The 25641-nt window shown below is 66.8% G+C and carries 20 protein-coding genes; 16 read left to right on the top strand and 4 right to left on the bottom strand.

The annotated features are described in order from the left end of the window. Positions 1–52 precede the first annotated feature (52 nt). Complete coding sequence (gene flgE, locus F3J15_RS10385) at positions 53–1297, bottom strand: flagellar hook protein FlgE (RefSeq protein WP_166890481.1); 1245 nt, start codon at positions 1295–1297, stop codon at positions 53–55. A gap of 38 nt (positions 1298–1335) precedes the next feature. Between flgE and F3J15_RS10390 the strand changes: the two genes are divergently transcribed. The 13 genes from F3J15_RS10390 (at position 1336) to F3J15_RS10450 (ending at position 15541) form a co-directional block, all read left to right on the top strand. Continuing rightward, positions 1336–1542 (top strand): hypothetical protein, encoded by a 207-nt coding sequence (locus tag F3J15_RS10390; RefSeq protein WP_156814624.1) that lies wholly within the window; start codon positions 1336–1338, stop codon positions 1540–1542. A gap of 603 nt (positions 1543–2145) precedes the next feature. Beyond that, positions 2146–4323: a FimV/HubP family polar landmark protein gene (locus tag F3J15_RS10395; RefSeq protein WP_166890484.1), complete on the top strand. Its 2178-nt coding sequence runs from the start codon at positions 2146–2148 to the stop codon at positions 4321–4323. Beyond that, positions 4323–5135 carry a tRNA pseudouridine(38-40) synthase TruA gene (truA, locus tag F3J15_RS10400; RefSeq protein WP_039358302.1) on the top strand — a complete coding sequence of 271 codons (813 nt, stop codon included), beginning with the start codon at positions 4323–4325 and terminating at the stop codon, positions 5133–5135. Before F3J15_RS10395 ends, truA begins: the two co-directional genes overlap by 1 nt. Further along, on the top strand, positions 5132–5833 hold the full coding sequence (locus tag F3J15_RS10405) for a phosphoribosylanthranilate isomerase (protein WP_166890487.1): 702 nt from the start codon (positions 5132–5134) through the stop codon (positions 5831–5833). The genes truA and F3J15_RS10405 overlap by 4 nt, the downstream gene beginning before the upstream one ends. Positions 5834–5888: 55 nt before the next feature. Next, a complete protein-coding gene (gene trpB, locus F3J15_RS10410; RefSeq protein WP_166890491.1) occupies positions 5889–7082 on the top strand; it encodes a tryptophan synthase subunit beta in 1194 nt (397 codons plus the stop codon). 9 nt (positions 7083–7091) lie between these two features. Further along, positions 7092–7943: a site-specific DNA-methyltransferase gene (locus F3J15_RS10415; RefSeq protein ID WP_166890494.1), complete on the top strand. Its 852-nt coding sequence runs from the start codon at positions 7092–7094 to the stop codon at positions 7941–7943. 41 nt (positions 7944–7984) lie between these two features. Then, positions 7985–8800, top strand: a complete 816-nt coding sequence (trpA, locus tag F3J15_RS10420; protein WP_089442926.1) for a tryptophan synthase subunit alpha — start codon at positions 7985–7987, stop codon at positions 8798–8800. A gap of 64 nt (positions 8801–8864) precedes the next feature. Beyond that, positions 8865–9737, top strand: coding sequence for an acetyl-CoA carboxylase, carboxyltransferase subunit beta (accD, locus tag F3J15_RS10425; protein WP_069251153.1), 873 nt, complete (start codon positions 8865–8867; stop codon positions 9735–9737). Between the two features lie 100 nt (positions 9738–9837). Further along, positions 9838–11148 (top strand): bifunctional tetrahydrofolate synthase/dihydrofolate synthase, encoded by a 1311-nt coding sequence (folC, locus tag F3J15_RS10430; protein ID WP_089486192.1) that lies wholly within the window; start codon positions 9838–9840, stop codon positions 11146–11148. Positions 11149–11177: 29 nt separating this feature from the next. Continuing rightward, the gene (locus F3J15_RS10435; protein WP_069251155.1) at positions 11178–12020 is read left to right on the top strand and encodes an SPOR domain-containing protein; all 843 of its coding nucleotides are present in this window, start codon (positions 11178–11180) and stop codon (positions 12018–12020) included. Between the two features lie 6 nt (positions 12021–12026). Beyond that, complete coding sequence (locus F3J15_RS10440; RefSeq protein WP_069251156.1) at positions 12027–12521, top strand: CvpA family protein; 495 nt, start codon at positions 12027–12029, stop codon at positions 12519–12521. A 51-nt stretch (positions 12522–12572) separates the two neighbouring features. Then, positions 12573–14105 (top strand): amidophosphoribosyltransferase, encoded by a 1533-nt coding sequence (gene purF, locus F3J15_RS10445; RefSeq protein WP_166890497.1) that lies wholly within the window; start codon positions 12573–12575, stop codon positions 14103–14105. A 245-nt stretch (positions 14106–14350) separates the two neighbouring features. Then, on the top strand, positions 14351–15541 hold the full coding sequence (locus tag F3J15_RS10450) for an O-succinylhomoserine sulfhydrylase (protein ID WP_166890500.1): 1191 nt from the start codon (positions 14351–14353) through the stop codon (positions 15539–15541). 119 nt (positions 15542–15660) lie between these two features. On the opposite strand, the gene F3J15_RS10455 is transcribed toward F3J15_RS10450, so the two are convergent. From F3J15_RS10455 to F3J15_RS10465, 3 genes are read right to left on the bottom strand one after another with little or no spacing between them, the layout of a single operon-like run. Further along, complete coding sequence (locus F3J15_RS10455; protein WP_166890503.1) at positions 15661–16632, bottom strand: NAD-dependent epimerase/dehydratase family protein; 972 nt, start codon at positions 16630–16632, stop codon at positions 15661–15663. Then, positions 16619–17665 carry a GDP-mannose 4,6-dehydratase gene (gene gmd / locus F3J15_RS10460; RefSeq protein WP_069251160.1) on the bottom strand — a complete coding sequence of 349 codons (1047 nt, stop codon included), beginning with the start codon at positions 17663–17665 and terminating at the stop codon, positions 16619–16621. The genes F3J15_RS10455 and gmd overlap by 14 nt, the downstream gene beginning before the upstream one ends. A 35-nt stretch (positions 17666–17700) precedes the next feature. After that, positions 17701–18765, bottom strand: coding sequence for an acyltransferase (locus tag F3J15_RS10465; RefSeq protein WP_166890506.1), 1065 nt, complete (start codon positions 18763–18765; stop codon positions 17701–17703). Positions 18766–19264: 499 nt separating this feature from the next. Between F3J15_RS10465 and F3J15_RS10470 the strand changes: the two genes are divergently transcribed. From F3J15_RS10470 to F3J15_RS10480, 3 genes are read left to right on the top strand one after another with little or no spacing between them, the layout of a single operon-like run. Next, entirely contained in the window at positions 19265–21457 is a 2193-nt protein-coding gene (locus F3J15_RS10470) for a hypothetical protein (protein ID WP_166890594.1), read from the top strand. A gap of 26 nt (positions 21458–21483) precedes the next feature. Next, the gene (locus F3J15_RS10475) at positions 21484–22950 is read left to right on the top strand and encodes a flippase (protein ID WP_166890508.1); all 1467 of its coding nucleotides are present in this window, start codon (positions 21484–21486) and stop codon (positions 22948–22950) included. Further along, the gene (locus F3J15_RS10480) at positions 22947–25412 is read left to right on the top strand and encodes a glycosyltransferase family 4 protein (RefSeq protein WP_166890511.1); all 2466 of its coding nucleotides are present in this window, start codon (positions 22947–22949) and stop codon (positions 25410–25412) included. The genes F3J15_RS10475 and F3J15_RS10480 overlap by 4 nt, the downstream gene beginning before the upstream one ends. Positions 25413–25641 lie beyond the last annotated feature (229 nt).

The following is a 25641-nucleotide window of genomic DNA, read 5'->3' on the forward strand; positions in this document are numbered from 1 at the left end:
GCGTCGGCCTTGACGATATCAAGGCTGGCGCGGCGCGTTTTTCATGTGCGGGTCAGCGCATGTTCAGGAGCGTCTGGTCGACGGCCTGCTGCGCCTTGATCGTCTGCGCGTTCGCCTGGTAATCGCGCTGCGCCTTGATCAGGTTCACGAGCTCGGTCGTCAGGTTGACGTTCGAGTTTTCCAGCGCGCTCCCCTGCAGCGTGCCGTGGTTCGTGCTGCCCGGCGCGGAGATCTGCGGCACGCCCGACGCGGCGGTTTCCACGTACTGGTTGCCGCCGATGTTCTCGAGCCCGTTCGGGTTGTTGAAGTTCGCGAGCGCGATCAGGCCGAGCACGGCGCTCTGGCCGTTCGAGTAATTGCCGGTGAGCTTGCCGTCGGTGCCGATCGAGAACGTCGTCAGCGTGCCGCTCGCGAAACCATCCTGTGCGAGGTTGTTCACGCCGCTTTTCCCGCCGAACTGCGTCGTGCCGGTCAGGTCGAGCGTCAGGTTTTGCGGATTGGCGCCGCCCGACGCGTTGGGGATCGAGAACGCGAACTGGCCGAGGCTCGGCGTCGGCTGGCCGGTTGCGGCCGACGTCGTCGAGCTGATCCGGCCCGATGCGTCGAACGTGACGGTGCCGAGATGCGTCGGCGTCTGGCCCTGCACGCCCGCGTAGGCCTGCCAGGTACCTGCCGCGTTCTTCGTGAAATACATCGACACCTGTTGCGCGCCGCCGAGCGTGTCGTACACCTGGATCGACGAATTGTAGTTGTACGTGGTGCTGTCGCCCGCGTTGAACGGCGTCTTGGTCGGCACCTTGTCCTGCGAGTTCAGGTTAAACTGGCCGGTGATCTTCGTCGTCGCCTGCGGTGCGATGTTGCTTGTCGGCGCTTGCAGCGGCACGGTCGCCGCAGTGTTGATCGCGCCGCCCGGGCCTGCCGCGTAGCCCATCAGGTTGCGGTTCTGCGCGTCGACGATGGCGCCGCTCTTGTCGCGGTGGAATACGCCGTCACGCGAGTACGTCGTCACGCCGTTGTTCGACATCTGGAAGAAGCCGTTGCCGTTGATCGCGATGTCGAGCGACGACTTCGTCGTGTTGATCGTCCCCTGGCCGAATTGTTGCTGCACCGACGTGAGCCGCGTGCCGATGCCGATCTGCGTGTTGGTCGACGTCGCGACCGAATTCGCATACATGTCGGCGAAGTTCGCGCGACCCTGCTTGAAGCCAACCGTGTTTGCGTTCGCGATGTTGTTGCCGATCACGTCGAGATGGTTCGCCGCGCCGGCCAACCCGCTCAAACCCTGTTGATAGCCCATGTTCGATCCCCGTAACGAGCTGGTGAGTAAATGCAGTCGTGCGACTGCGCGATGCCTCCCTGGCACCTCACGGCGTCGGCCCGGCCGACCGCGTTCCCGTTTTTATGGCGGGTGCGAGCGCGATGGTCGAACTGCGCCGATTCTTGTTTGAGGACGATCCTAACGACGGCAATTATTCGATCTGTGTAATTTTGTGTAATGAAATTGAATTGCTGTCGAAATGTTTGATTTCGTATGAGCAATGAGGCGGAGGTGAGGCTGGGAAGCCTTGTGGGACGGGGGCTTTGCGGTGGGAATGCTCAATTCGTCGATCAGAGAGGGGAATTGGCCTCTTATCGATCAATTGAAATTTATTGGAATAAGGTAATGGCCGGATGGATTTATTTTGATTGGCGCTTGTTAATCCATTAACGGCGGGCAGCGCGAATTATTGAGCAAACGTACCTGATTTTCCGGTCGTGGTTCTGTGTCGGGCCCGGGGTGTGCGAACCGCACAGTTGAGAGAGCAAAGGCATGTGGGATGCGTTCGGCAAGCGATGCGGCCGGACGGTTTTTCATCCGAGAGAGGCGCGCCTCCGGTCGATCGCGGGCGCGGGTCGCAGCGTGCGCAACCGGACATCCACGCGGCCCGATCGCGGGACGCGCCGACGCGTGCGCGCGATCGGTTGCACCTGTCGGCGATGAATTCGGCCCGAACCTGATCACGTGAAGTAAACTACGCGGTTACGACGCACAGAGCCGCCGAAAGCGTCGCGTTCCACGCGACGCTTTTGCATTTCTGCGGCAACTTTATTGACGCCTTCAACCGCGAATCCGAGCCGCGCCCGCGCGCGGCGATAGAGCCAACGATGTCCCGAATTTCCTTGTTTCCGCGTCAGTCCCGTCTGTCGCGCGCCGTGCGTGGCGCGCTGGCGATCCTGGCGCTCGGCGCAACCGCATCGGCCTGGGCGGCCGGCACCGGCGAACTGCCGGCGTCCGCTGCCGACGGCGCAGTGCCGCTTACCGTGACGGTCCAGCCGGGCCAGTCGCTGAACGACATCGCGAAAGCGGCCACGCAGTCGCGCGATCCCGGGGTGCTCGCGCGCGCCGGCCGCGCGCTGTTCGACGCCAATCCGCAGGCGTTCATGAAGCACGACGCGAGCCGCCTGAAAGTCGGCGCGACGCTGACCGTGCCGGCGCTCGACGCGACAGGCGCGGCACTCGTGCCGGCCGGTGCATCCGCTGCATCCGCAGCGTCCGGTGCAGCAGCAGCGTCCGCACCCGCCGCCGCATCGGGCGGCACGGCAGTCGCGCAGCATGGTGCGTCCGCACCGCACCCGGGGTCGACCGTGCAATCCGCGCCGGTGGCGCCGGCCGTGCATGCGGCGCCTGTCAGCGGGGCGAGCGTCGCGACGGCCGCCGGCGCGTCGGCATCGGTCGGTGCTTCGGCTGCCCACGGCGCATCGGCTGTCGAAAGCATGCAGCCGGCGGCACCCGTTGCCGGGGCAAGCGGTCCGCATGTATGGAGCGGCACGATCCAGTCGGTGCCGTCGTCCGCGAGCGGTGCCGTGATCCCGTCTGCGTCGGGCAGCCAGGTTCCGGGCATGAACGAACCGGCTGGCGCGGCACCGGTCACAGGCGCGTCGCAGCCGCGGCCGTCGAGCCTGCAGCAACTGCTGGCGCTGAAGAACCGCGTGCTGATGGAATTGCAGAAGCACGGTATCGGCAAGCCGGCCACGACGAACGAGGTCAAGCCGGCTCCGGTGCCGGCACCTGTCGCGCCGCGTCCGGCCGCGAACGATGCAGGCGCGTCCGCAGCCGCGTCGACGACAGGCGAAGCGGCGTCCGGCGTTGCTGCCAGCGCGGTGCAGCCGGCATCGGTATCGGCGCCCGCGCAACCGGTCGCGCCAGTGGTGGCGCCTGCACGCAGCAACGAGCAGATCGACTGGCGTCCGGCCGCGGTGGCTGGTGCGGCCGTGATCGTCCTCGCGGCAGGGTTCGCGTGGCGCAAGCGCAGGAAGAGCCGACGCACCGACGATGCGGGTATAGACACAGTGGCTACCGCTACGGCAGCGGGCGGTGTCGCGACTGCGGCTGCCGCTGCGCAAGCCGAAGCCGCGCCTGCTGTCGAACCTGACTTGCCGATTCGGCCCGAGATGCCGGTCGCGCGTGATGCCGCTTCCGACCTGAGCCTTGCTGCGGCGACTGCCGCAGCGGCGGAGCCGGTCGAGACGCCGGATACGGACGTATCGCCGGCGCCGGACGTGGCAACGGCGCATGTCGAGCAGCCCGAATTGCCGACCGCGCACGCGGCGGTGCAGCCTGCGAGCGAGACGGCTCCGGTTTCGCACGATGCCGAGCCGATCGAAAAGGTCGCAGCCGAAAAGCCGGCCGAAACGTCGTCAGAGACGCCAATCGAGACGTCGGTGGAGGCACGGGGAGCGATGCCGGTCGAGACGCCGGCCGCACCCGCGGCCACCGAAGCGCAGCACGCGGCGCTGATGCAGAACGCGATCAGCGCGCTCAGCAGCCTCGACATGCCGCTGCCGCCGCGCACGCCGGACGAGTCGTCGCTGGGGGCGGATGAGCCGGCAGCGCAAGCAGGGCAGTCCGACACCGATAAAATCGCAACTAACGGTCAAGCCGCCCAGCCCCTCCCGATTGGCGCGATCGATCCAGCCCGGGAACATCCGGCCGACCAGGACGACGAGTTCGATTGGGATCCGGACGCAGCGACGCCGGCGAGCCAGGCGGGCAGCCCGTTCGCGACGTCGTCGCTGCCGCCGCTTGGCGGCGCGCAGTTCGGCGCGCTGAAGCTCGATTTCGATCTCGACCTGCCGGCCGCACCGGGCGCCGCGTTGCCGGCGCTGACGCCGGACGAGCTTGCCCGCATCGCGCGCAACAAGCTCGATCTCGCGTCGGAGTACGTCGAGCTGGGCGACCTGTCCGGTGCGCGGACGCTGCTGCAGGAAGTGGTCGACGCGAACGACGCCGCGACGCGCGACGATGCGCGCGCGCTGCTCGCGAAACTGGCGGACGAGGCGTGATGCGGATCGCGCTCGGCATTCAGTACGACGGCGCGGCGTTCTGCGGCTGGCAGGCGCAGCCGCACGGCAAGACCGTGCAGGATCGGCTCGAGCACGCACTGGCCGAGTTCGCGCGTGTGCCGCTGCATACGACGGTGGCCGGGCGGACCGACACGGGTGTGCACGGGCTCGGGCAGGTCGTGCACTTCGATACCGACCTCGATCGCGAGGTTTTCTCGTGGGTGCGCGGCACCAACGCGTTCCTGCCGCCGACCGTGGCGGTGCAATGGGCGAAGCCGATGCCGGACACGTTCCACGCGCGCTTCTCGGCGTTCGAGCGCACCTATTACTACACGCTGTACGTGCATCCCGTACGCTCGCCGATGCTGGCGGGGCGCGCGGGCTGGATCCATACGCCGCTCGACGACGACGCGATGCGCGCCGCCGCCGCGCACCTGATCGGCGAGCATGACTTCTCGTCATTCCGGTCGTCGGAATGCCAGTCGAAGACGCCGGTCAAACACCTGTATCAGATCGACGTGCGGCGCGTGGGCCATTTCATCCATTTCCGCTTCCGCGCCAACGCGTTCCTGCACCACATGGTGCGCAACCTGATGGGCTGCCTCGTCGCGGTCGGTCGCGGCCGCTATCCGGCCGACTGGCTCGCCGACGTGCTGGCCGGGCGCGACCGCAAGCTTGCAGCGCCCACGTTCATGGCCGACGGGCTGTACCTCGCCCACGTCGGCTACCCGGCGGAATTCGCCGTCCCGCCCGCGCAGCTCGGCAGTGTGCCGTGGAGCAGCGTCTGGGCCGATCTGGACCCGCAATCATGACGGATCACGCCGTGTCTTCCTCGATTCCCGCCGCGGCCGTCCTGCCGCCGCGCACCCGCATCAAGCTGTGCGGGCTGTCGCGTCCCGAGGACGTGCTGCACGCGGCGGCGCTCGGCGCCGACGCGATCGGCCTCGTGTTCTATCCGAAGAGCCCGCGCGCGGTGTCGATCGCGCAGGCGGCAGAGCTGGCGCGCCTCGCGCCGCCGTTCGTGTCGGTGGTCGGGCTGTTCGTGAATGCGACCGAGGCCGAGATCGAGGCCGTCGTGCGCGACGTGCCGCTCACGCTGCTGCAGTTCCATGGCGACGAGACGCCCGAGCAGTGCGACGCACTTGGCCGCGCGGCACGCCTGCCGTGGTTGCGCGCGGTGCGCGTGGGCCCCTCGACGCAATCGGCCGATTTGGTAGAATCGGGGCTTCATTATTCGAAAGCGCGCGGCCTCCTGTTCGACACCCTGGTGCCGGATTACGGTGGTAGCGGCAAGGTCTTCGATTGGTCTCTTATTCCCGCAGAGCTCGCGCATCGGGCCGTTTTGAGTGGTGGCTTGAGCGCGCAAAACGTCGGTGATGCGATTCGCCAGTTGCGCCCGTTTGCTGTCGATGTCTCGAGTGGCATCGAAGTGGAGGGCGCGAAGGGCGTGAAGGATCACGCCCGGATGGCGGCGTTCGTACGCGCGGTGCGCGAAGCGGACGCCGGGTGATGCAAGCCGGTGCGGCTCCGAAAGCGGGGCGCGCCGACCGATCGAGAGAGACACCATGTACAACCTTCCTGATGATCGCGGCCATTTCGGCCCGTATGGCGGCACGTTCGTCGCCGAGACGCTGATTCACGCGCTGGACGAACTGCGCGCGGCATATGAAAAATTCCAGAACGATCCCGAGTTCGTCGCCGAATTCGAGCGCGAGCTGAAGCATTTCGTCGGCCGCCCGTCGCCGATCTATCACGCGCAGCGCTGGAGCGAGACGCTCGGCGGCGCACAGATCTACCTGAAGCGCGAAGACCTGAACCACACCGGCGCGCACAAGATCAACAACGTGATCGGCCAGGCGCTGCTCGCGAAGCGCATGGGCAAGAAGCGCGTGATCGCCGAGACGGGCGCCGGCCAGCACGGCGTCGCGACCGCGACGATCTGCGCGCGCTTCGGGATGGAGTGCGTCGTCTACATGGGTTCGGAAGACGTGCGCCGCCAGGCCGCGAACGTCTACCGGATGAAGCTGCTCGGCGCGACGGTCGTGCCGGTCGAATCGGGTTCGCGCACGTTGAAGGACGCGCTGAACGAAGCGATGCGCGACTGGGTCACGAACATCGAGAGCACGTTCTACATCATCGGCACGGTCGCGGGCCCGCACCCGTACCCGATGATGGTGCGCGACTTCCAGCGCGTGATCGGCGACGAGTGCAAGGTGCAGATGCCCGAGCTCGCAGGCCGGCAGCCTGACGCGGTGATCGCCTGCGTGGGCGGCGGTTCGAACGCGATGGGCATCTTCTACCCGTACATCGACGATACCTCGGTGCAATTGATCGGCGTCGAAGCAGCCGGCGACGGCCTCGACACGGGCCATCACGCGGCGTCGCTGATCGCCGGTAGCCCGGGCGTGCTGCACGGCAACCGTACCTACCTGCTGCAGGACGACAACGGCCAGATCATCGAGACGCATTCGGTGTCGGCGGGCCTCGACTATCCGGGCGTCGGCCCCGAGCACGCGTGGCTGAAGGACAGCGGCCGTGCGCAATACGTCGGCATCACCGACGAGGAAGCGCTGAAGGCATTCCACGACTGTTGCCGGATCGAGGGGATCATTCCCGCGCTCGAGTCGAGCCACGCGATCGCGTATGGCGTGAAGCTCGCGCCGACGTTGCCGAAGGACAAGATCCTGCTCGTCAACCTGTCGGGCCGTGGCGACAAGGACATGCACACGGTCGCCGAGCGATCGGGCATCGAGCTCTGACCCCGACCGATGCGTGACCTGATCGAAGAACCGGGCGGCGGTGCCGCGAGCGAGGCGGGGGCGGTTCAGCCCGCCGCTGCCGTGCCGCGCGCGCTGCCGTCCGGTATCGAACTGCATAACCGCGATTTCCTGACTCATGCCGCGCACCTGCCGGACGCGTCGATCGACCTGATCGTCGCCGATCCGCCGTACGGGCTCGGCAAGGACTACGGCAACGACTCGGACAAGCGTTCGGGCGACGACTTTCTCGCGTGGACGCGCGAGTGGCTCGAGCTCGCGATTCCGAAGCTGAAGCCGAGCGGGTCGATGTACATCTTCTGCACGTGGCAGTACGCGCCGGAAATCTTCAGTTTCCTGAAGACGCAGCTCACGATGGTCAACGAGATCATCTGGGACCGACGCGTGCCGAGCATGGGCGGCACGACGCGCCGTTTCACGTCGGTGCACGACAACATCGGCTTTTTCGCGGTTTCCAGGGCGTATTACTTCGATCTCGATCCGGTCCGCATCCCGTACGACGCCGACACGAAGAAGGCCCGCTCGCGCAAGCTGTTCGAAGGCAGCAAGTGGCTGGAGATTGGCTACAACCCGAAGGACGTCTGGTCGGTCTCGCGCCTGCATCGGCAGCACGCGGAGCGCGTCGATCATCCGACCCAGAAGCCGCTGGAAATCATCGAGCGGATGGTGCTCGCAAGCTGCCCGCCGGGCGGCCGCGTGCTCGATCCGTTCATGGGCAGCGGCACGACCGCGGTGGCCTGCGCACGGCAGGGGCGCGACTTCGTCGGCTACGAGATCAACGAAAGCTATTGGGCGATCGCGCACGAGCGTGTGAACGCGCTCGCTGTGCCGGCGTGCGCGTGAATCGCGCCGCCGCATCGCCGAACGCATCTAGGAAAATTGCCATGTCCCGTATTCAGCAGACCTTCGCCGCGCTCGCCGAACAAGGCCGTAAGGGCCTGATCCCGTTCATCACGGCCGGCGACCCCGATCCCGCGAAAACCGTCGAATTCATGCACGCGCTCGCCGAGGGCGGCGCGGACGTGATCGAACTCGGCGTGCCGTTCTCGGACCCGATGGCCGACGGCCCCGTGATCCAGCGCTCGTCGGAACGCGCCCTCGCGCGTGGCGTCACGCTCAAGAGCGTGCTCGCCGACGTGAAGCGCTTTCGCGAAACCGACCCCAAAACCCCCGTCGTGCTGATGGGCTATGCGAACCCGATCGAGCGGATGGGCGTCGACGCGTTCGCGGCCGAAGCACAGGCGGCCGGGGTCGACGGCGTGCTCGTCGTCGACTATCCGCCGGAAGAGGCGGGCGTGTTCGCCGAGAAAATGCGCGCCGCGCAGATCGATCCGATCTTCCTGCTCGCGCCCACGTCGACCGATGAACGCATCGCCGACGTCGGCAAGATCGCGAGCGGCTACGTGTATTACGTGTCGCTCAAGGGCGTGACCGGCGCAGGAAATCTGGATGTTTCGAGCATTGCGGGTAAAATCCCGGCCATCAAGTCGCGCGTGCCGGTTCCGGTCGGCGTCGGCTTCGGTATCCGCGACGCCGAAACGGCGCGCGCGGTGGCCGAGGTGTCGGACGCGGTCGTGATCGGCAGCCGCCTCGTGCAGCTGCTCGAAAGCGCTGCGCCGGAGGGTGCCGCCGCCGCGCTGAAGACGTTCATCGCCGAGCTGCGCGCCGCCCTGGACGGCGCAGGCAAGGCGGCGCGATAAACACAACACAGGAAGCGGGAACGGGCCGGTTGGCTCGCCCCGCCACGGAACAGGAAACCATACGATGAGCTGGCTCGACAAACTGTTGCCGCCGAAGATCAAGCAGACCGATCCGAAAAGCCGCAAGGGCATTCCGGAAGGCCTGTGGGTCAAGTGCCCGTCCTGCGAGGCCGTTCTCTATCGCAACGACGTGGACGCGAACCTGCACGTGTGCCCGAAGTGCGATCACCACATGCGCATCGGTGCGCGTGAGCGCCTCGACGGGCTGCTCGATCCGGAAGGCCGTTACGAGATCGGCCAGGAAATCGTGCCGGTCGACACGCTGAAGTTCAAGGACAGCCGCAAGTACCCCGATCGTCTGAAGGAAGCGATGGACGATACGGGCGAAACCGACGCAATGGTCGTGATGGGCGGTGCGATCCACACGCTGCCGGTGGTCGCGGCCTGCTTCGAGTTCTCGTTCATGGGCGGCTCGATGGGCTCGGTGGTCGGCGAGCGCTTTGTACGCGGCGCGCAGAACGCGCTGGAACAGCAAGTGCCGTTCATCTGCTTCACCGCTTCGGGCGGTGCGCGGATGCAGGAAAGCCTGCTGTCGCTGATGCAGATGGCGAAAACCACCGCGATGCTGACCAAGCTGGCCGAAGCCAAGCTGCCGTTCATCTCGGTGCTGACCGACCCGACGATGGGTGGCGTGTCGGCGAGCTTCGCCTTCCTCGGCGACGTCGTGATCGCCGAACCGAAGGCGCTGATCGGCTTCGCCGGCCCGCGCGTGATCGAGCAGACGGTTCGCGAGAAGCTGCCGGAAGGCTTCCAGCGCGCCGAATTCCTGCTGAAGACGGGCGCGATCGACATGATCGTCGACCGCCGCAAGCTGCGCGACGAGATCGCACAGCTGCTCGCGCTGCTGCAGCGGCAACCGGCCGACGCGCTGGCCTGACCGGCGCGAGGTTGTGAACACTGCGCGTCGCCTGGCTTCAGCGTCAGGCGGCGCGCTTCGTTTTTTGGCGTAGTGGCGGTCCCGATCCAGATTTGAACCGATGAGCACTTTTCCCACTCTCGACGCGTGGCTTTCGCATCTCGAACGCGCGCACCCGGTCGGCATCGACATGGGCCTGACCCGCATCGGGCAGGTCAAGGCGGCGCTGCAGCTCGAATTCGCGTGCCCCGTCATCACCGTCGGCGGCACGAACGGCAAGGGCTCGACCTGCGCGTTCCTCGAGACGATCCTCGTGCGCGCCGGCTACAAGGTCGGCTGCCACACGTCGCCGCACCTGCTCGAATTCAACGAGCGCGCGCGCGTGAACGGGCAGAACGTCACCGATGACGAGCTGCTGCCGCACTTCGAGGCCGTCGAAGCCGCGCGCACGTCGCTGCCCGAGCCGGTGTCGCTCACGTACTTCGAATTCACGACGCTCGCGATCATGCACCTGTTCGCATCGCGCGGGCTCGACGCGGTGATCCTCGAAGTCGGGCTCGGCGGCCGCCTCGATGCGGTCAACATCATCGATACCGATTGCGCGATCGTCACGAGCATCGACATCGACCACACCGAATACCTCGGCGATACGCGCGAGAAGATCGCGTTCGAGAAGGCCGGGATCTTCCGCTCAGGCAAGCCGGCGATCTGCGGCGATCCGGCCGCGCCGCAAACGCTGATCGACCACGCCGAAGCGATCGGCGCCGACCTGTGGCTCGTCGGCCGCGATTTCCGCTACGAGGCGCAGGCAGGCGCGGAGCGCCAGCAGTGGAGCTACCTCGGCCGTGAGAAGCGCTATCCGGCGCTTGCATACCCGGCGCTGCGCGGCGCGAATCAGCTGATCAATGCATCGGCCGCGCTCGCCGCGCTCGAAGCGCTGCGCCCGGTGCTGCCGGTGTCGGCGCAGGACATCCGGCTCGGCCTCGCGAACGTCGAGCTGCCGGGGCGCTTCCAGGTGCTGCCCGGCAAGCCGGCGATCGTGCTCGACGTCGCGCACAACCCGCATGCCTCGGCCGTGCTCGAGCAGAACCTCGGCAACATGGGCTTCTTCCCGTACACGTACGCGGTGTTCGGCGCGATGCACGACAAGGACATCGACGGCGTGCTGCAGCACCTGAAGGGCGAGATCGACCACTGGTGCGTGACCGACCTGCCGCTGCCGCGCGCGGCCACCGCGGAACAGCTCGAAGCCGCGCTGCGCAAGGCTGGCGTGGAGGAGGGGCCCGATTCGAGCGTCACGCGTTACACGTCGCCTGCCGAAGCGTTTCGCGATGCACTAAAAAGAGCATCCGAGAATGATAGAATCGTGGTTTTCGGCAGTTTCCATACGGTTGCCGGCGTGCTGGCCTACCGTAAATCGCAGCAACACTGACTGACGGGCAGTTTCGGACTCAGCCATTCATGGGAATTTTCTCGTTCGGCAAAAAAGACGACGACGCGCCCCCGCGGCGCGGCGGTCGCACCGGGACCTCCCGGAACGTGCGCACGGAGCGCACTGAACGCGTCGAGCGACGCTCGCGCCGCACCGAGCGTCCGGAATCGGACGCACTGCTCCTCGATCCGACCCTTCCAGAAAAGCAACGCGCGCGCCGTCGCCTCGTCGGCGCGATCGCGCTCGTCGTCGCCGCCGTGATCGTGCTGCCGATGGTGCTCGACTCGCACCCGAAGCCGGTCACGGACGACATCGCCATCGACATTCCGAACCGGCCCGCGCACCAGGCGGTCGCACCGCGTGACGATGACGCCTCCGACGTACAGGCGGGCGTCGCGCACGACGAACCGCCGGCTTCCGATGTGGCCGTTGCGGCTGCACCGGCGCCCGCGCCGAAGGATGCCGACAAGCCGGCCGCGAAACCCGATACCACGACCACGGCGAGCGTGACGCCGCCGAAGCCCGCGCCGAAACCGGCCGCCTCCGTGGCGAAGCCGGCCGCGCCGAAGCCTGCACCCGCGCCCGCGGCCGTCGCGCATACCGACGCCGCCAGCCCGGACAGCAGCGACGCTTCGTCGCCGTCGTCGCCGGCCGGTGCGCGTTTCGCGGTGCAGCTCGGTTCGTTCAAGGACGACGCGACGGCCCGTTCGTGGGCCACCAAATTGAAATCGGCGGGTGTGCCCGCATATGTCGAGCATCGCAAGCAGGCAGACGGCAGCACGGCTACACTGTTGCGTGCGGGCCCGTTCGCGGATCGTGCGGCGGCGTCCGCCGCGATCGCGAAGGTGCGCGAAGCCGGTCTGACGCAGTAACGCGCGATGCTGACGGCTTTCGACTACGCTGTATTGGCAGTGATCGCGTTGTCTGCGCTGCGTGGCGCGTGGCGCGGCTTTGTGTCCGAGATTTTCGGGCTGATCGGCTGGATCGCGGCGATCGTGATCGCGGGCCGCTACGTCGGACTGGTCGTGCCGTATATCCCGGCGAACTGGCCGGGCGGTGCGCTGACGCAGTGGGTGATCGCCTTCGCGCTGGTCGTGATCGGCGTGGTGCTGGTCGCCGGCGTGGCGAACGCGCTGCTGTCGCGGATCGCGCAGGCGAGTGGCCTGGGCGGCGTCGACCGCTCGCTGGGCATGATGTTCGGGCTCGTCCGCGGCTGCGTGCTGGTGGTACTGCTGGTCGCGGCGGCGGGGCTGACCGAACTGCCCAAACAGGAATTCTGGCGCAATGCGCTATTGCGTCCTTTCGCCGAACAGGGCGTGCACGAGCTGAAGCAGCTCCTGCCCGACGGCATGGCCCAGTACGTACGCGTGTGACGACGCGGCCGGGCAGGACGTATCCGATTTTGTCATTCTGAAGGACATGCCATGTGCGGCATCGTAGGCGTTATCTCCCAATCCCCGGTCAACCAGCTGATCTATGACAGCCTGCTGCTGCTGCAGCATCGCGGTCAGGACGCGGCGGGCATCGCGACGGCGGACGGCAGCAATTTCCACATGTACAAGGCGAACGGCATGGTGCGCGACGTGTTCCGCACGCGCAACATGCGCAGCCTGCCCGGCACCTACGGCATCGGCCAGGTGCGCTACCCGACCGCCGGCTCGGCGTCGAGCGAAGCCGAGGCGCAACCGTTCTACGTGAACGCGCCGTTCGGGATCATCCTCGCGCACAACGGCAACCTGACGAACTGGCAGCAACTGAAGGACGAGATGTTCCGGATCGACCGCCGGCACATCAACACCAATTCCGACAGCGAAGTGCTGCTCAACGTGTTCGCACACGAGCTGCAACTGTCGACCACGGGCCTCGAGCTCGATCCGGCCTCGGTATTCAAGGCCGTCTCGGGCGTGCATCGCCGCCTGCAGGGCTCGTACGCGATCGTGTCGCTGATCGCCGGCTACGGCCTGCTCGCATTCCGCGACCCGTTCGGCATCCGTCCGCTGTGCATCGGCAAGCTCGAAACCGAGCACGGCACCGAATGGATGGTTGCATCGGAGTCGGTGGCGGTCGAAGGCATCGGTTTCGAATTCGTGCGTGACCTGGAGCCGGGCGAAGCGGTCTTCATCGACAAGGCCGGCAACTTCCACAGCCAGCAGTGCGCGGAGAACCCGACGCTGAATCCGTGCATGTTCGAATACGTGTATCTGGCCCGTCCGGATTCGTGCCTCGACGGCGTGCCGGTCTACAACGTGCGCCTGCGCATGGGCGACTATCTCGCCGAGAAGATCAAGCGCGAACTGCCGAACGTGCCGATCGACGTCGTGATGCCGATTCCCGATTCGTCGCGCCCGGCTGCGATGCAAGTTGCCGCGAAGCTCGGCGTCGAGTACCGCGAAGGCTTCTTCAAGAACCGCTACGTCGGCCGTACCTTCATCATGCCGGGCCAGGCCGTGCGCAAGAAGTCGGTGCGCCAGAAGCTCAATGCGATGAGCATCGAGTTCAAGGACAAGAACGTGCTGATCGTCGACGATTCGATCGTGCGCGGCACGACCTCGCATGAAATCGTGCAGATGGCGCGCGATGCGGGCGCGAAGTCGGTGATCTTCGCGTCGGCGGCGCCGCCCGTGAAGTTCCCGAACGTGTACGGCATCGACATGCCGACGCGCGGCGAACTGGTCGCACATGGCCGCACCGACGAAGAAGTCGCGAAGATCATCGGTGCCGACCACCTGATCTATCAGGACGTCGACGATCTGCGCCGCGCGGTGCGCGACATCAACCCGAAGCTCGAGCGCTTCGAGGCGTCGTGCTTCGACGGCAACTACATCACCGGCGCCGTGACGCCCGAGTATCTCGATGCGATCGAGCGCGCGCGCCTCACGCCGGCATCGCAGGCCGATCGCGACACGGCGGGCGACACCGAACGCTCGCAGATGAACCTGCAGTTGTCGGTCGAGTGACACCGGCGCACGCTTTTGACGAAGCGTGATAGGATGTGGCCTTGCGTCGATTTGATATCAGCTTGCGGACGCGGGGCGACTTCCCAAAACAGCTAAAGCGAAGGCCGGTGGCAACCGGCCCGAGTCGATCGCTGTCGTACCGCACCGAAGCCCGCTGATGCCGACGCATAGCGGGCTTTTTGTTTTGCCCTGGTTTTGACTGGGTTCGCGCCACCCGCGCGACCATCGAATACGGAAAACGGAACATGGACGACTCCCTCAACTTCGACACGCTTGCCGTGCGCGCGGGCACGCTGCGCAGCGACTTCAACGAGCACTCGGAAGCGCTGTTCCTCACGTCGAGCTTTTGCTTCCAGAGCGCGGCCGATGCGGCCCAGCGCTTCGCGAATTCGGAAGACTACTTCACCTATTCGCGCTTCACGAACCCGACCGTCACCATGTTCCAGGAGCGTCTCGCGGCGCTCGAGGGCGGCGAGGCCTGCATCGCGACGGCGTCGGGGATGGCCGCGATCATGTCGGTCGTGATGGCCGCGCTGCAGGCCGGCGACCATCTCGTCAGCTCGCGCAGCCTGTTCGGCTCGACGCTCGGGATGTTCTCGCAGATCTTCAGCAAGTTCGGCATCACGACGACCTTCGTCGACCCGACCGACTTGAACGCGTGGAAGGAAGCCGTGCGTCCGGAAACGAAGATGTTCTTCCTCGAGACGCCGTCGAACCCGCTGACCGAACTCGCCGACATCGAGGCGATCGGCAAGATCGCGAAGGCGTCGAACGCGCTGTTCGTCGTCGACAACTGTTTCTGCAGCCCGGTGCTGCAGCAGCCGCTGAAGCTCGGCGCGGACGTCGTGATGCACTCGGCGACGAAATTCCTCGACGGCCAGGGCCGCGTGCTCGGCGGCGCGCTGGTCGGCACGAAGGAATTCATCATGGGCAAGGTGTTCCCGTTCGTGCGCAGCGCGGGCCCGACGCTGTCGGCGTTCAATGCGTGGGTCCTGCTGAAGGGGATGGAAACGCTGTCGCTGCGCGTCGAGAAGCAATCGGCGAACGCGCTGGAAATCGCACGCTGGCTCGATTCGCATCCGGCCGTCGCGCGCGTGTTTCACCCGGGCCTCGAATCGCACCCGCAGCACGAACTCGCGAAGCGTCAGCAGAAGGCGGGCGGGTCGATCCTGTCGTTCGAGCTGAAGGGCGACACGCCCGAGCAGCAGCGCGCGAATGCATGGCGCGTGATCGACAACACGAAGCTGATCTCGATCACCGGCAACCTCGGCGACACGCGCACGACGATCACCCATCCGGCGACGACCACGCACGCCCGCATCACGCCGGAAGCGCGTGCGGCAGCGGGGATCAGCGAAGGGTTGATCCGCTTGTCGGTCGGCCTGGAGGATGCGGGCGACCTGCGCAAGGATCTCGCACGCGGGCTGGAAGGCTGAACGCGGCACGTCACGCATGTCGTGACGTGATTTGACGTGATTTGACGTGGTACATGGACGAAGGGCCGGTCGCTTGCGCGACCGGCCCTTCGTTTTGGTGTCGATGCAAATCGCCCGGCTTACCCGGCGGGATGCCCGCCCGCATGCGCGTCGTTGCGCATCGCCTCCACCATCCATCGCAGCGTTTCGTCGAGCGGCGTGACGGGCAGCTCGCCCACCGCGCGCCGCAGCTTGTCCCGCGACCCGCTCAGGCTTTTCACTTCGTTGTGCCGCACGAAACGCGGATCGATCGTCACGTCGATCACGTAACCGGCGATGCGCGACAGCATCGCCAGTACTTCCTTCAGCGAATACGCGCGCTCGGAGCAGACGTTGAACGTCTCGCCCGCCGGCGCGGCCTCGACCAGCTTCAGGTACGCGGCCGTCACGTCGCGCACGTCGGAGAAATCGCGGCTCACGTCGAGATTGCCGAGCGAGATGCGCGGTGCGCTGCGCGCGTAGTGGGCGACGAGCTTCGGCAGCAGGTACGCATCGCTCTGGCCGACACCCGTGTAGTTGAACGGCCGCGCGATCACGATCGGCAACCGGTCGGCCCACAGCTTCGCCGCGTATTCCATCGCGAGCTTGCTGACCGCATAGTCGTTCGCCGGGGCCGGGGCGACGGTTTCGTCGAGCACGCCGGCCGTCGAATTGCCGTAGATGTTCGCGCTGCTGGCGAGCAGCACGGCCGACGGGCGGCGGTCGAGGCCCGCGAGCGCGGCCAGCAGGTTGCGCGTGCCGACGATGTTGACCGCGTAAGTCTGCGACGGCTCGTCCTGCGCGACGTGCGCGCGGGCGGCGAGATGCACGACCGCATCGGGCCGCGCGTCGGCGGCCGCTGCGCGCATCGCATCCGCGTCGAGCAGGTCGACGGGCAACAGCGTGCAGTGCGCGAAGGCCGGATCGTCGGGCCGTGCCGTACCGGGCGCGACCGTGCCCCAGACCTCATAGCCGGCCGCCTGCAGGCGTTCGGCCATGTAGCGGCCGGTGAAGCCCGTCAGGCCGGTGACGAATGCACGGCGCGACGGGCGTCCGGCTTCAGAACGTGTCATGGTGTTGATTCCGCGTCAAATCCGCTTCGACCATCATCTGGCAAAGTTGTTCGAGCGTCGTCTTCGGTTCCCAGCCGAGTTTGCTTTTCGCCTTGTCCGCGCAGCCGATCAGCAGGTCGACCTCGGCAGGGCGGTAGAACTTCGGATTCACTTCCACGAGCACATTGCCGGTCGCCGCGTCGAGGCCGCGTTCCTGCTCGCCCTTGCCGGTCCATTCGATCTGGTAACCGGCCGCCGCGAACGCCATCCGCACGAAGTCGCGCACGGTTTCGGTGCGGTTGGTTGCCAGGACATAGGTATCGGGTTCGTCGGCCTGCAGCATGCGCCACATGCCTTCGACGTACTCGAGTGCGAAGCCCCAGTCGCGCTTCGCGTCGAGGTTGCCAAGCTCGAGGCGGGTCGCCTTGCCGAGCTTGATCTTCGCGATGGTGTCGGTGATCTTGCGCGTGACGAACTCGCGGCCGCGCAGCGGCGATTCGTGGTTGAACAGGATGCCGCTGCTGCCGAACAGGCCGTACGACTCGCGGTAGTTCACCGTCATCCAGTGCGCGTACAGCTTCGCGACGCCATACGGGCTGCGCGGATAGAACGAGGTCGCTTCCGTCTGCGGGATCGACTGCACCTTGCCGAACATCTCGGAGGTCGACGCCTGGTAGAAGCGCGTCTTCGGGCTCACGACGCGGATCGCCTCGAGCAGGTTCAGCGGACCCAGGCCCGTCACTTCGGCGGTCGTCGCCGGCTGGTCGAACGACACGCCGACGAAGCTCTGCGCGGCGAGGTTGTACAACTCGTCGGGCTGCGTGCGTTCGAGCAGGCGCAGGCTCGAGCCGGCGTCGGTCAGGTCGTGCTCGACGAGCGTGAGGTTCGGGTGCGTGTCGACGCCGAGCTCGGCGATGCGCCAGAAATTCACCGAGCTGGTGCGGCGGTAGGTACCGGTGACTTCGTAGCCCTTGTCGAGCAGCAGCTTGGTCAGGTAGGCGCCGTCTTGCCCCGAGATCCCGGTGATGATGGCCTTCTTGCGAGTTTGGCTCATGACGTTGTCCTGGTAGAAACGATGGATGATGAAATTCAGGCGGTCGTGCCGGCGGCGGCCGGCAGCGCGCGGCGTGCGGGGCCGCGCGTCAGGCGCCGTTCGAAGCCGTACCAGCTCAGCGTCGCGTACGCGAGCGTGATCGCGAGGGCCAGCGCGGCCGTGACGAAGCGGTTCAGGTGCAGCGGCCACAGCGCGTACAGCACGCTGAGGTGGATCAGGTACACGGTGTAGCTGACGGTGCCGACGTAGACGAGCATCGGGTTCGTCAGCACGCGCTGCACGAGGCCGCGGCCGCGCAGGGCGATCACGACGATCGACGTGCACAGCAGCAGCGAGATGCTGTAGAGCGCCGCATTCGACAGCGGCGTGTTCGCGGCGCGGAAGCGCGGGAACGACAGGTGCAGCCAGCCGAGGATCGCGAGCGACACGAGCGCGCCGACGATCGCGAGCGGATAGAACGGCTCGAGTGCGCGCCGGTCGCGGCGCAGCACGATCGCGAGCAGCGCACCCGCGGCGAGCAGGTCCATCCGGAACGGCGTCAGGTAGTAGATCGGCCAGAACGAGTCGAACCACGGCGTCGCAATCGCGCGCAGCACCGGGGCCGCGACGATCAGCGCGGCGGCGACCCACAGCAGCGCGCGCTCCGAGCACCACAGCACGACGAACGGCCAGAAGATATAAAACTGCTCCTCGACCGCGAGCGACCACAGCACGTTCAGGCTGTCATGGCCGATGCTGCCGAGCGACAGCCCGATGTTGGTCGAGAAGAACGCGAACCACGGCCAGTGCGGCAGCCAGCTCGCGCCGAACAGGATCGTCGACACCACCAGCAGCATCACGTACGGCGGCAGGATGCGACGCACGCGGCGTGCGTAGAAGTGGCTGAAGTACGACTGCCCGCGCGCCTTGCGATCGAGCAGGATGCCGGTGATCAGCAGGCCGCTCAGCACGAAGAACAGGTCGACGCCCATCCAGAGCGGCGCCTTCAGCGCGTGCTGCAGGAACACGGCGCCCACCGCGATCGCGCGCAATCCGTCGAGCTGCACGATGCGGCCGTGTTGCTGCGGGGTGAGGTCAGTCGGTCGCGAGATGCCCGTCATCGCGCCGCTCCTTCGCGACGCGCGACGTGAGCCGGGGCGTGTCGCACATCCGATGCGTAAACGTGAACGTAATGCATGCCATTAAATGAAATATCGAATCGAAATCGATTCTAGGGAAAAGAAATCGGCAAAAAAACGCGCGTCATTTATCTGGCGACAAATATTCAAATGCCGATTATTTCTGTCGCGGGGTGAAAGGTCGGCACCCGGACAGCCCCGTCAGGCGGTGGAAAGCGGCATTTTCTACAGGACGGAAAACGAAAGGCGGTCGTTATTGCCGCTTTCGAGCGCCTGTTCGCCGCTGTTCCGGTTCGATATTTCAGGCGGAAACATCCCCAAATATTTCCAAATTTCTTGTGATTATTTTTGCTTGTAACCTGCATCGCGACGTTTGAAACCCATTTAGCGACAGGGTGCGCCGGCGGCAGTCCTTGCGGCGGCCCGGTCGCTGTTGCATCAAGTCTGGAGAAGCGCATTGCGACGTCTGATTCTGGTAGGCATGACGGTGTGCGCGACGCTGCTGACGAGCGCGGCACCGGCCGAAACGGTGTTGCCCGCGACGACGTCGTGGATCGGCAATACGTTCGGCTATGGCGACGGCAGCTGGACGCAGATCGACATCCGCGCGATCGCGGTGACGCCTGAAGGCAAGGTGTATACGAATGCGCCGTGGGACGAGAGCGGGGCCGAGGCGAGCGTCTACCAGGACGGGAAGATGCTCGGCTTCGCCGGCGGCACGCACGGCTGGGGCAACCTCGGCGGCAGCGCGATCGCCGTGAACAGCAAGTACGCGTACGTCGCGATCGGTGTCGGCAACGAGCGCGGCCACCTGCAGTCGCCCGGCATCTGGCCGGACAAGGGCAAGCAGTGGTTCGGCATCTCGCGTCGCACGATCGGCGACCTGAAGCAGCCCGCGCCGTTCCGCGCGGCGCCGCAGGTCGCGCCGGGCGGCCGCGCGGACACCGGCCGCGCGCGGATGGCCGCGAGCTTCATGATGATGAACGAGGTCGCGGCGCCCGCGCGCTCGGAAGTGGGCGAGCAGAAGGCGGAAGTCGGCGGCCTTGCAGCCGACGACAAGACGCTGTTCGCGACGAATCCATCGCGCGATGCGGTGAACGTGTACGACGCGGAGACGATGCAGCAGAAGGGCACGTGGAGCGCCCACGAGCCGGGCCGCATCGCACTCGCGGGCGACGGCACGCTGTGGCTGCTCACGGATACGCTCAACGGACCCGCGCACCTCGTGCACGTGCGCGCGGACGGCCGCAAGCTCGACGACGCGCCCGCACTGCCGGAAGGCACCGATGCGGTGGACGTGGCCGTCGACGCGAAAGGGCGCGTGCTGGTGGCGGACAACGGGCCGCGCCAGCAGATCCTGATCTTCTCGAAAGGCGGCAAGGGCTATGCGCCGTCGGGCACGCTCGGCGAGCGCGGCGGTATCTTCGCGGGCCCGGTGCCGGGCCGGCCGGGGCCGCAGCGTTTCAACGGGCTGACGGGCGTCGGTGTCGACCGCGCGGGCAACATCTATGTGTCGATGAACGGCATCGGGCCACGCCACGACACGATCGGCGCCGGGCTCGGCGCGGTGCTCGAAAGCTATACGCCGGACGGTAAGCAGCGCTGGCAGGTGCAGGGGCTGCTGTTCGTCGACGGTGCGTGGCTCGACCCGGCGCGGCCGAACAGCGTGTACACGGGAAACAAGCGCTTCGAACTCGACCTGTCGAAGCCGCCGGGCCAGGACTGGAAATACGTCGGCTTCCTGTCGAACCGCTTCAAGTATCCGGACGATCCCGTGTTCCACACGGACCAGTATCCCGGCATGCCGTTCGCACGGCGCCTCGACGGCCGCACGTTCCTGTACCTGACCGACATGTACGCCGACCACCTGAAGATCTACCGCTTCGACGCGAAGCGCGACGGCGAGGTCGCGATTCCGTCGGGCCTGATCGCGGGGCGTGCGCGACCGGTCGACAAGGTGCCGAACAAGCCGCCGGGCGGCGACTGGCTGTGGCGCGACGCGAACGGCAACGGCCGGATCGATGCCGACGAGGCCGAGATCAACACGACGGGCAAGGCGAAAGCGGGCGGCTGGGGCTGGTGGGTCGACACGAAGGGCGACATCTGGCGCACCAGCGACGTGCGCGGCATCCACCGCTTCCAGTACGGCGGCGTCGACAAGGCCGGCAACCCGATCTACTCGTACGACAAGGTCACGACCTATCCGATGCCGCAGCCGTTCACGCAGCTGCGCCGCGCGATCTACGAGCCGCAGACCGACACGCTGTACGTGACCGGCTACACGGCCGACGCACCGCCGCAGCCGGGCATCAACAAGGAAGTGGGCCGTGTATTGATCCGCTTCGACAAGTGGTCGACGGGCTCGCCGGTCGTGCGTTACCAGGTCGCGCTGCCGTGGCAGCTCGACGCGAAGCCGATCTTCGACCTGATCGGGCTCACGGCCGAGGGCCGCTACCTGTTCGGGGTGGAGCCGGTCGGCAAGATCCACGTGTACGACAAGGAAACCGGCAAGGAAGTGGGCGTGATGAGCCCGGGCGCCGAGGTCGGCAAGGCCTCCGGCTGGGTCGACGTGCCGTTCGGCATCAGTGCGTTCCGGCGCGAGAACGGCGAGTACCTCGTGTTCGTCGAGGAAGACGCGCGCGGCAAGGTGCTGATGTATCGCTGGAAACCGTGACGGGCGACGTCACACAAGGCAGAAGCATGGACAAAGGCATACTCAAGAACGTTTCGATCAACTTCATCGGGCTGATCCTGCCGACCTTCGTGTCGCTGGTGACGGTGCCCGCCTATATCCACGCGCTCGGCGTCGAACGCTACGGCGTCGTCAGCCTCGTGTGGACGCTGATCGGCTATTTCGGGATCCTCGATCTCGGGATGAGCATGGCCGCGCAGAACCACATCTCGAAGGCGCTCGCGAGCGGCAACGCCGACGAAAGCGCGCGCGTATTCTGGAGCGCATTCTGGCTGAACCTCGGCACCGGCATCGTGGGCGGGCTGCTGATCTATTTCGGCGCATTCGTCTACACCGCGTACTTCACGAAGGTGTCGGCAGCGATGCAGCACGAGGTGTATCTCGCGCTGCCGTGGCTCGCGCTCGCGATTCCGCTGGCGAACGTGTCGTGGGTGTTCGCCGGCGCGATCAACGGCGCCGAACGCTTCGGCGTGTTCAACACGAACCAGACGATCGGCACGTTCCTGTTCCAGCTGCTGCCGCTCGGCGCCGCATGGTGGATCGCGCCGAACCTGCAGACGGTGCTCGCCGCGGCGGTCGTCGCGCGGCTGATCGCGGCGGTGATGCTCGGCCAGGCGAGCATCAAGGTGCTCGGGATCCGGCGCATCGATCCGCCGCAGTGGGGCACCGCGAAAGGGCTGTTCAACTTCGGCGGCTGGATGCTGATCGCGAGCACGACGAGCATGATCGCCGACACGCTCGACCGCGTGATGCTCGGTGCCGGCATGGGCGCGAAGTTCGTCACTTACTACACGGTGCCACAGAACCTCGTCACGCGCCTGAACATGCTGCCGAACGCGCTCGTGCGCACGCTGTTTCCGCGCCTGTCGGCGGTGGGGCGCGACCGTGCGGACACGCTCGCGCGCCAGTCGCTCGAATTCCTGAACGGCGTGTTCACGCCGGTCGGCATCGTCGCGATCTTCGCACTCGCGCCGTTCCTCACGCTGTGGGTCGGCGCGGATCTCGCCGCGCATTCGGCGCCGGTCGGCCGCGTGCTGGTGATCAGCGTGTGGCTCGTCGGCCAGGCGAGCGTCACGCGGATCCTGATCCAGTCGCAGGTCAACCCGGCCCGCGCGGCGTTCGCCGGGCTCGTCGAGATGCCGTTCTTCGTCGGCGGCCTGTGGTTCGGCATTCACCACTTCGGGCTGATCGGCGCGGCGGTGGTGGTCGCGGCGCGTGCGCTCGTCGACTACGGCGTGCTGCTGTACCTGTCGGCGATCCGGATGCGCGCGATCGTGCTCGACATGCTCGCGCACCTGGCCTTCCTGCTCGCGAGCCTGTTCCTGGCGCAGGCGTGGCCGGGGCTCGTCCAGTCGATCGGCATGTGCGCGGTCGTGCTGGTGCTGAACGTCGCGTGGTCGCTCACGATGACGCCGGGATTGCGTGCACTCGTGCGCGACCTGTTTGTCCGTCTCAATGCGAGGAGAACTGCATGAATCGCGATCTGGCGGAACACGCCGTATTGAATCTCGCCACCGCCGATGCGGCCGTGGCCGAAGCGGGCGACGCCACCGCGCTGCGCCGGGCGCTGCCGGCCGAACGCGCAAGCGCACGCCATCCGGCGCGCGCGCTGCGCGTGGCGATCGTCCACGACTGGCTCGTCACCTATGCAGGCGCCGAGCGCGTGCTCGAGCAGATCGTCGCGTGCTTTCCCGACGCGGACCTGTTCAGCCTCGTCGATTTTCTCGACGATCGCGCGTTCGTGCGCGGCAAGCCGGTGACGACGTCGTTCATCCAGAAGCTGCCGTTCGCGCGCACCAAGTACCGCAGCTACCTGCCGCTGATGCCGCTCGCGATCGAGCAGCTCGACGTGTCGGAGTACGATCTGGTCATCTCCAGCAGCCACGCGGTCGCGAAGGGCGTACTGACGGGGCCGGACCAGGTGCACATCAGCTACGTGCATTCGCCGATCCGCTATGCGTGGGACCTGCAGCACCAGTACCTGGAACAGTCGAACCTCACGCACGGGCCGAAGTCGTTGCTCGCGCGGATGATCCTGCATTACATCCGCAACTGGGACACGCGCACCGCGAACGCGGTGGACGGCTTCGTCGCGAACTCCGCGTTCATCGCGCGGCGTATCAAAAAGGTCTACCACCGCGATGCGGCGGTGATCTTCCCGCCGGTCGACGTCGACGCGTTCTCGCTGAACGCGGTGAAGGAGGATTTCTACCTGACCGCGTCGCGAATGGTGCCGTACAAGAAGATCGACCTGATCGTCGAAGCGTTTTCGCGCACGCCGGAGCGCAAGCTCGTCGTGATCGGCGACGGCCCCGAGATGCAGAAGATCCGCGCGAAGGCCGGCCCGAACGTCGAAATCATGGGCTACCAGCCGTTCGCGGTGCTGCACGACCGGATGCGGCGCGCGAAGGCGTTCGTGTTCGCGGCCGAGGAGGATTTCGGGATCTCGGTGGTCGAGGCGCAGGCGTGCGGCACGCCGGTGATCGCGTACGGCAAGGGCGGCGCGCTCGAAACCGTGCTCGACCCGCAATCGAACCTGAATCCGACCGGGCTTTTTTTCGACGAACAGACGCCGCACGCGATCGTCGCGGCCGTCGACGATTTCGAGCGTGCGCCGCAGCGCTTCACGCCGACCGCCTGCCGCACGAACGCGGAGCGGTTTTCGGCCGATACGTTCCGGCGGCGCTTTCTCGACTATGTGGAAGCCGCGCTGCCCGGCTCGACCGCGCAGCGCGGTACGGCCATCGCGCCGATGCCGGCCGCGCGCGGCCCGGCGACGCTCGTGCTCGACCAGAGCGGCGTGCTCGGCGGCGCCGAGCTGTCGCTGCTCGAGATCATGAAGCACATGCGCGCGAACGCCGACGTGCTGCTGTTCGACGACGGCCCGTTCCGTGCGGCGCTCGACGAGATCGGCGCGCGCGTCGACGTGGTCGACCAGGGCGCGCTCGCGGGCGTGCGCAAGCAGGGCGGCGTGTCGGTCGGGGCGGTGAAACAGCTCGTGCGGCTGGTGCGCGACGTCGCGCGGCGCGCGCGCCGTGCCGAGGTGATCTACGCGAACACGCAGCGCGCGATGGTGGTCGCCGCGCTCGCCGGGCGGCTCGCGCGCAAGCCGGTTGTGTGGCACCTGCGCGACATCGTCAGCACCGACCATTTCGGCAGCAAGCAACTGCTGGCGATCAAGTACTGCGCGCGGCTCGGCATCACGCGCGTGATCGCGAACTCCGATGCGTCCGCGCAGGCGTTCCGGACGCTGACGGGCTTCACGCCGCAGCACGTCGATGTCGTGTTCAACGGCATTTCGGCCGAGCCGTTCGATGCGCTGGAAGGCGTCAGCCAGGCCGCGCTGCGCGCGCGGCTGGGGTTGCCCGAGCACGCATGGCTCGTCGGTTCGTTCAGCCGGCTCGCACGCTGGAAGGGGCAGCACGTGCTGCTGGAAGCCGCCGCGCGGCATCCCGACATGCACGTGGTGCTGGTCGGCGCGCCGCTGTTCGGCGAGGACGAATACGCCGCGCAGCTGCACGAGTACGTCGCACGGCACGGGATGGGCGGGCGCGTGCATTTCCTCGGGTTCCAGCGCGACGTGGCCGCCTGTATGACGGCGGTCGATGTCGTCGCGCACACGTCGATCACGCCCGAGCCGTTCGGGCGCGTGATCGTCGAGGGGATGCTCGCGCGCCGGCCGGTCGTCGCGGCCCGCGCGGGCGGCGTCGTCGAGATCATCGAGGACGGCGACAACGGGCTGCTCTGCGCGCCGGGCGATGCGGCTGCGCTGGCCGATGCGCTGGCCACGTTGAAGCGTGACGGCGCGCTGCGCGAGCGGCTCGTCGCGAGCGGGCGGGCGACAGCGGTGCGCCGGTTCGGCACCGAAACCTACGTGGAGCGGGTCGAGAAGATCCTCGCGGATACGGCGAAGGCCGCGAAGGCGAAGAAGCGGTAAAAGCGGCGCGAGCCGGCGGGAAATAGGCCCTCATGCGGCGGTGCGCCGCGTGGGGGCTTTGTTTTTCAGCGCCGGGGCTTTGTCCGGGGGGATGGCAGGTTGTCTCGTGCGGTGTTGGGCGTGGGCTTGACCGATCGTCGACTGGGGCGACGACGGGCGGTGCTGGACGGCGGTGCGAGACGTCGGAGAAGACGGCGGCGCATGGGGGCGACCCGAGAAGGCGACACCC

Source organism: Burkholderia sp. Ap-955 (assembly GCF_011753045.1).
In the GTDB taxonomy this organism is placed as follows: Bacteria; Pseudomonadota; Gammaproteobacteria; order Burkholderiales; family Burkholderiaceae; genus Burkholderia; species Burkholderia lata_D.

Coding starts and splice junctions, on each gene's coding strand:
- flgE (WP_166890481.1), bottom strand. CDS start 1,297: ATGGGCTATCAACAGGGTTTGAGCGGGTTGGCCGGCGCGGCGAACCAT.
- F3J15_RS10395 (WP_166890484.1), top strand. CDS start 2,146: ATGTCCCGAATTTCCTTGTTTCCGCGTCAGTCCCGTCTGTCGCGCGCC.
- truA (WP_039358302.1), top strand. CDS start 4,323: ATGCGGATCGCGCTCGGCATTCAGTACGACGGCGCGGCGTTCTGCGGC.
- F3J15_RS10405 (WP_166890487.1), top strand. CDS start 5,132: ATGACGGATCACGCCGTGTCTTCCTCGATTCCCGCCGCGGCCGTCCTG.
- trpB (WP_166890491.1), top strand. CDS start 5,889: ATGTACAACCTTCCTGATGATCGCGGCCATTTCGGCCCGTATGGCGGC.
- F3J15_RS10415 (WP_166890494.1), top strand. CDS start 7,092: ATGCGTGACCTGATCGAAGAACCGGGCGGCGGTGCCGCGAGCGAGGCG.
- trpA (WP_089442926.1), top strand. CDS start 7,985: ATGTCCCGTATTCAGCAGACCTTCGCCGCGCTCGCCGAACAAGGCCGT.
- accD (WP_069251153.1), top strand. CDS start 8,865: ATGAGCTGGCTCGACAAACTGTTGCCGCCGAAGATCAAGCAGACCGAT.
- folC (WP_089486192.1), top strand. CDS start 9,838: ATGAGCACTTTTCCCACTCTCGACGCGTGGCTTTCGCATCTCGAACGC.
- F3J15_RS10435 (WP_069251155.1), top strand. CDS start 11,178: ATGGGAATTTTCTCGTTCGGCAAAAAAGACGACGACGCGCCCCCGCGG.
- F3J15_RS10440 (WP_069251156.1), top strand. CDS start 12,027: ATGCTGACGGCTTTCGACTACGCTGTATTGGCAGTGATCGCGTTGTCT.
- purF (WP_166890497.1), top strand. CDS start 12,573: ATGTGCGGCATCGTAGGCGTTATCTCCCAATCCCCGGTCAACCAGCTG.
- F3J15_RS10450 (WP_166890500.1), top strand. CDS start 14,351: ATGGACGACTCCCTCAACTTCGACACGCTTGCCGTGCGCGCGGGCACG.
- F3J15_RS10455 (WP_166890503.1), bottom strand. CDS start 16,632: ATGACACGTTCTGAAGCCGGACGCCCGTCGCGCCGTGCATTCGTCACC.
- gmd (WP_069251160.1), bottom strand. CDS start 17,665: ATGAGCCAAACTCGCAAGAAGGCCATCATCACCGGGATCTCGGGGCAA.
- F3J15_RS10465 (WP_166890506.1), bottom strand. CDS start 18,765: ATGACGGGCATCTCGCGACCGACTGACCTCACCCCGCAGCAACACGGC.
- F3J15_RS10470 (WP_166890594.1), top strand. CDS start 19,265: ATGACGGTGTGCGCGACGCTGCTGACGAGCGCGGCACCGGCCGAAACG.
- F3J15_RS10475 (WP_166890508.1), top strand. CDS start 21,484: ATGGACAAAGGCATACTCAAGAACGTTTCGATCAACTTCATCGGGCTG.
- F3J15_RS10480 (WP_166890511.1), top strand. CDS start 22,947: ATGAATCGCGATCTGGCGGAACACGCCGTATTGAATCTCGCCACCGCC.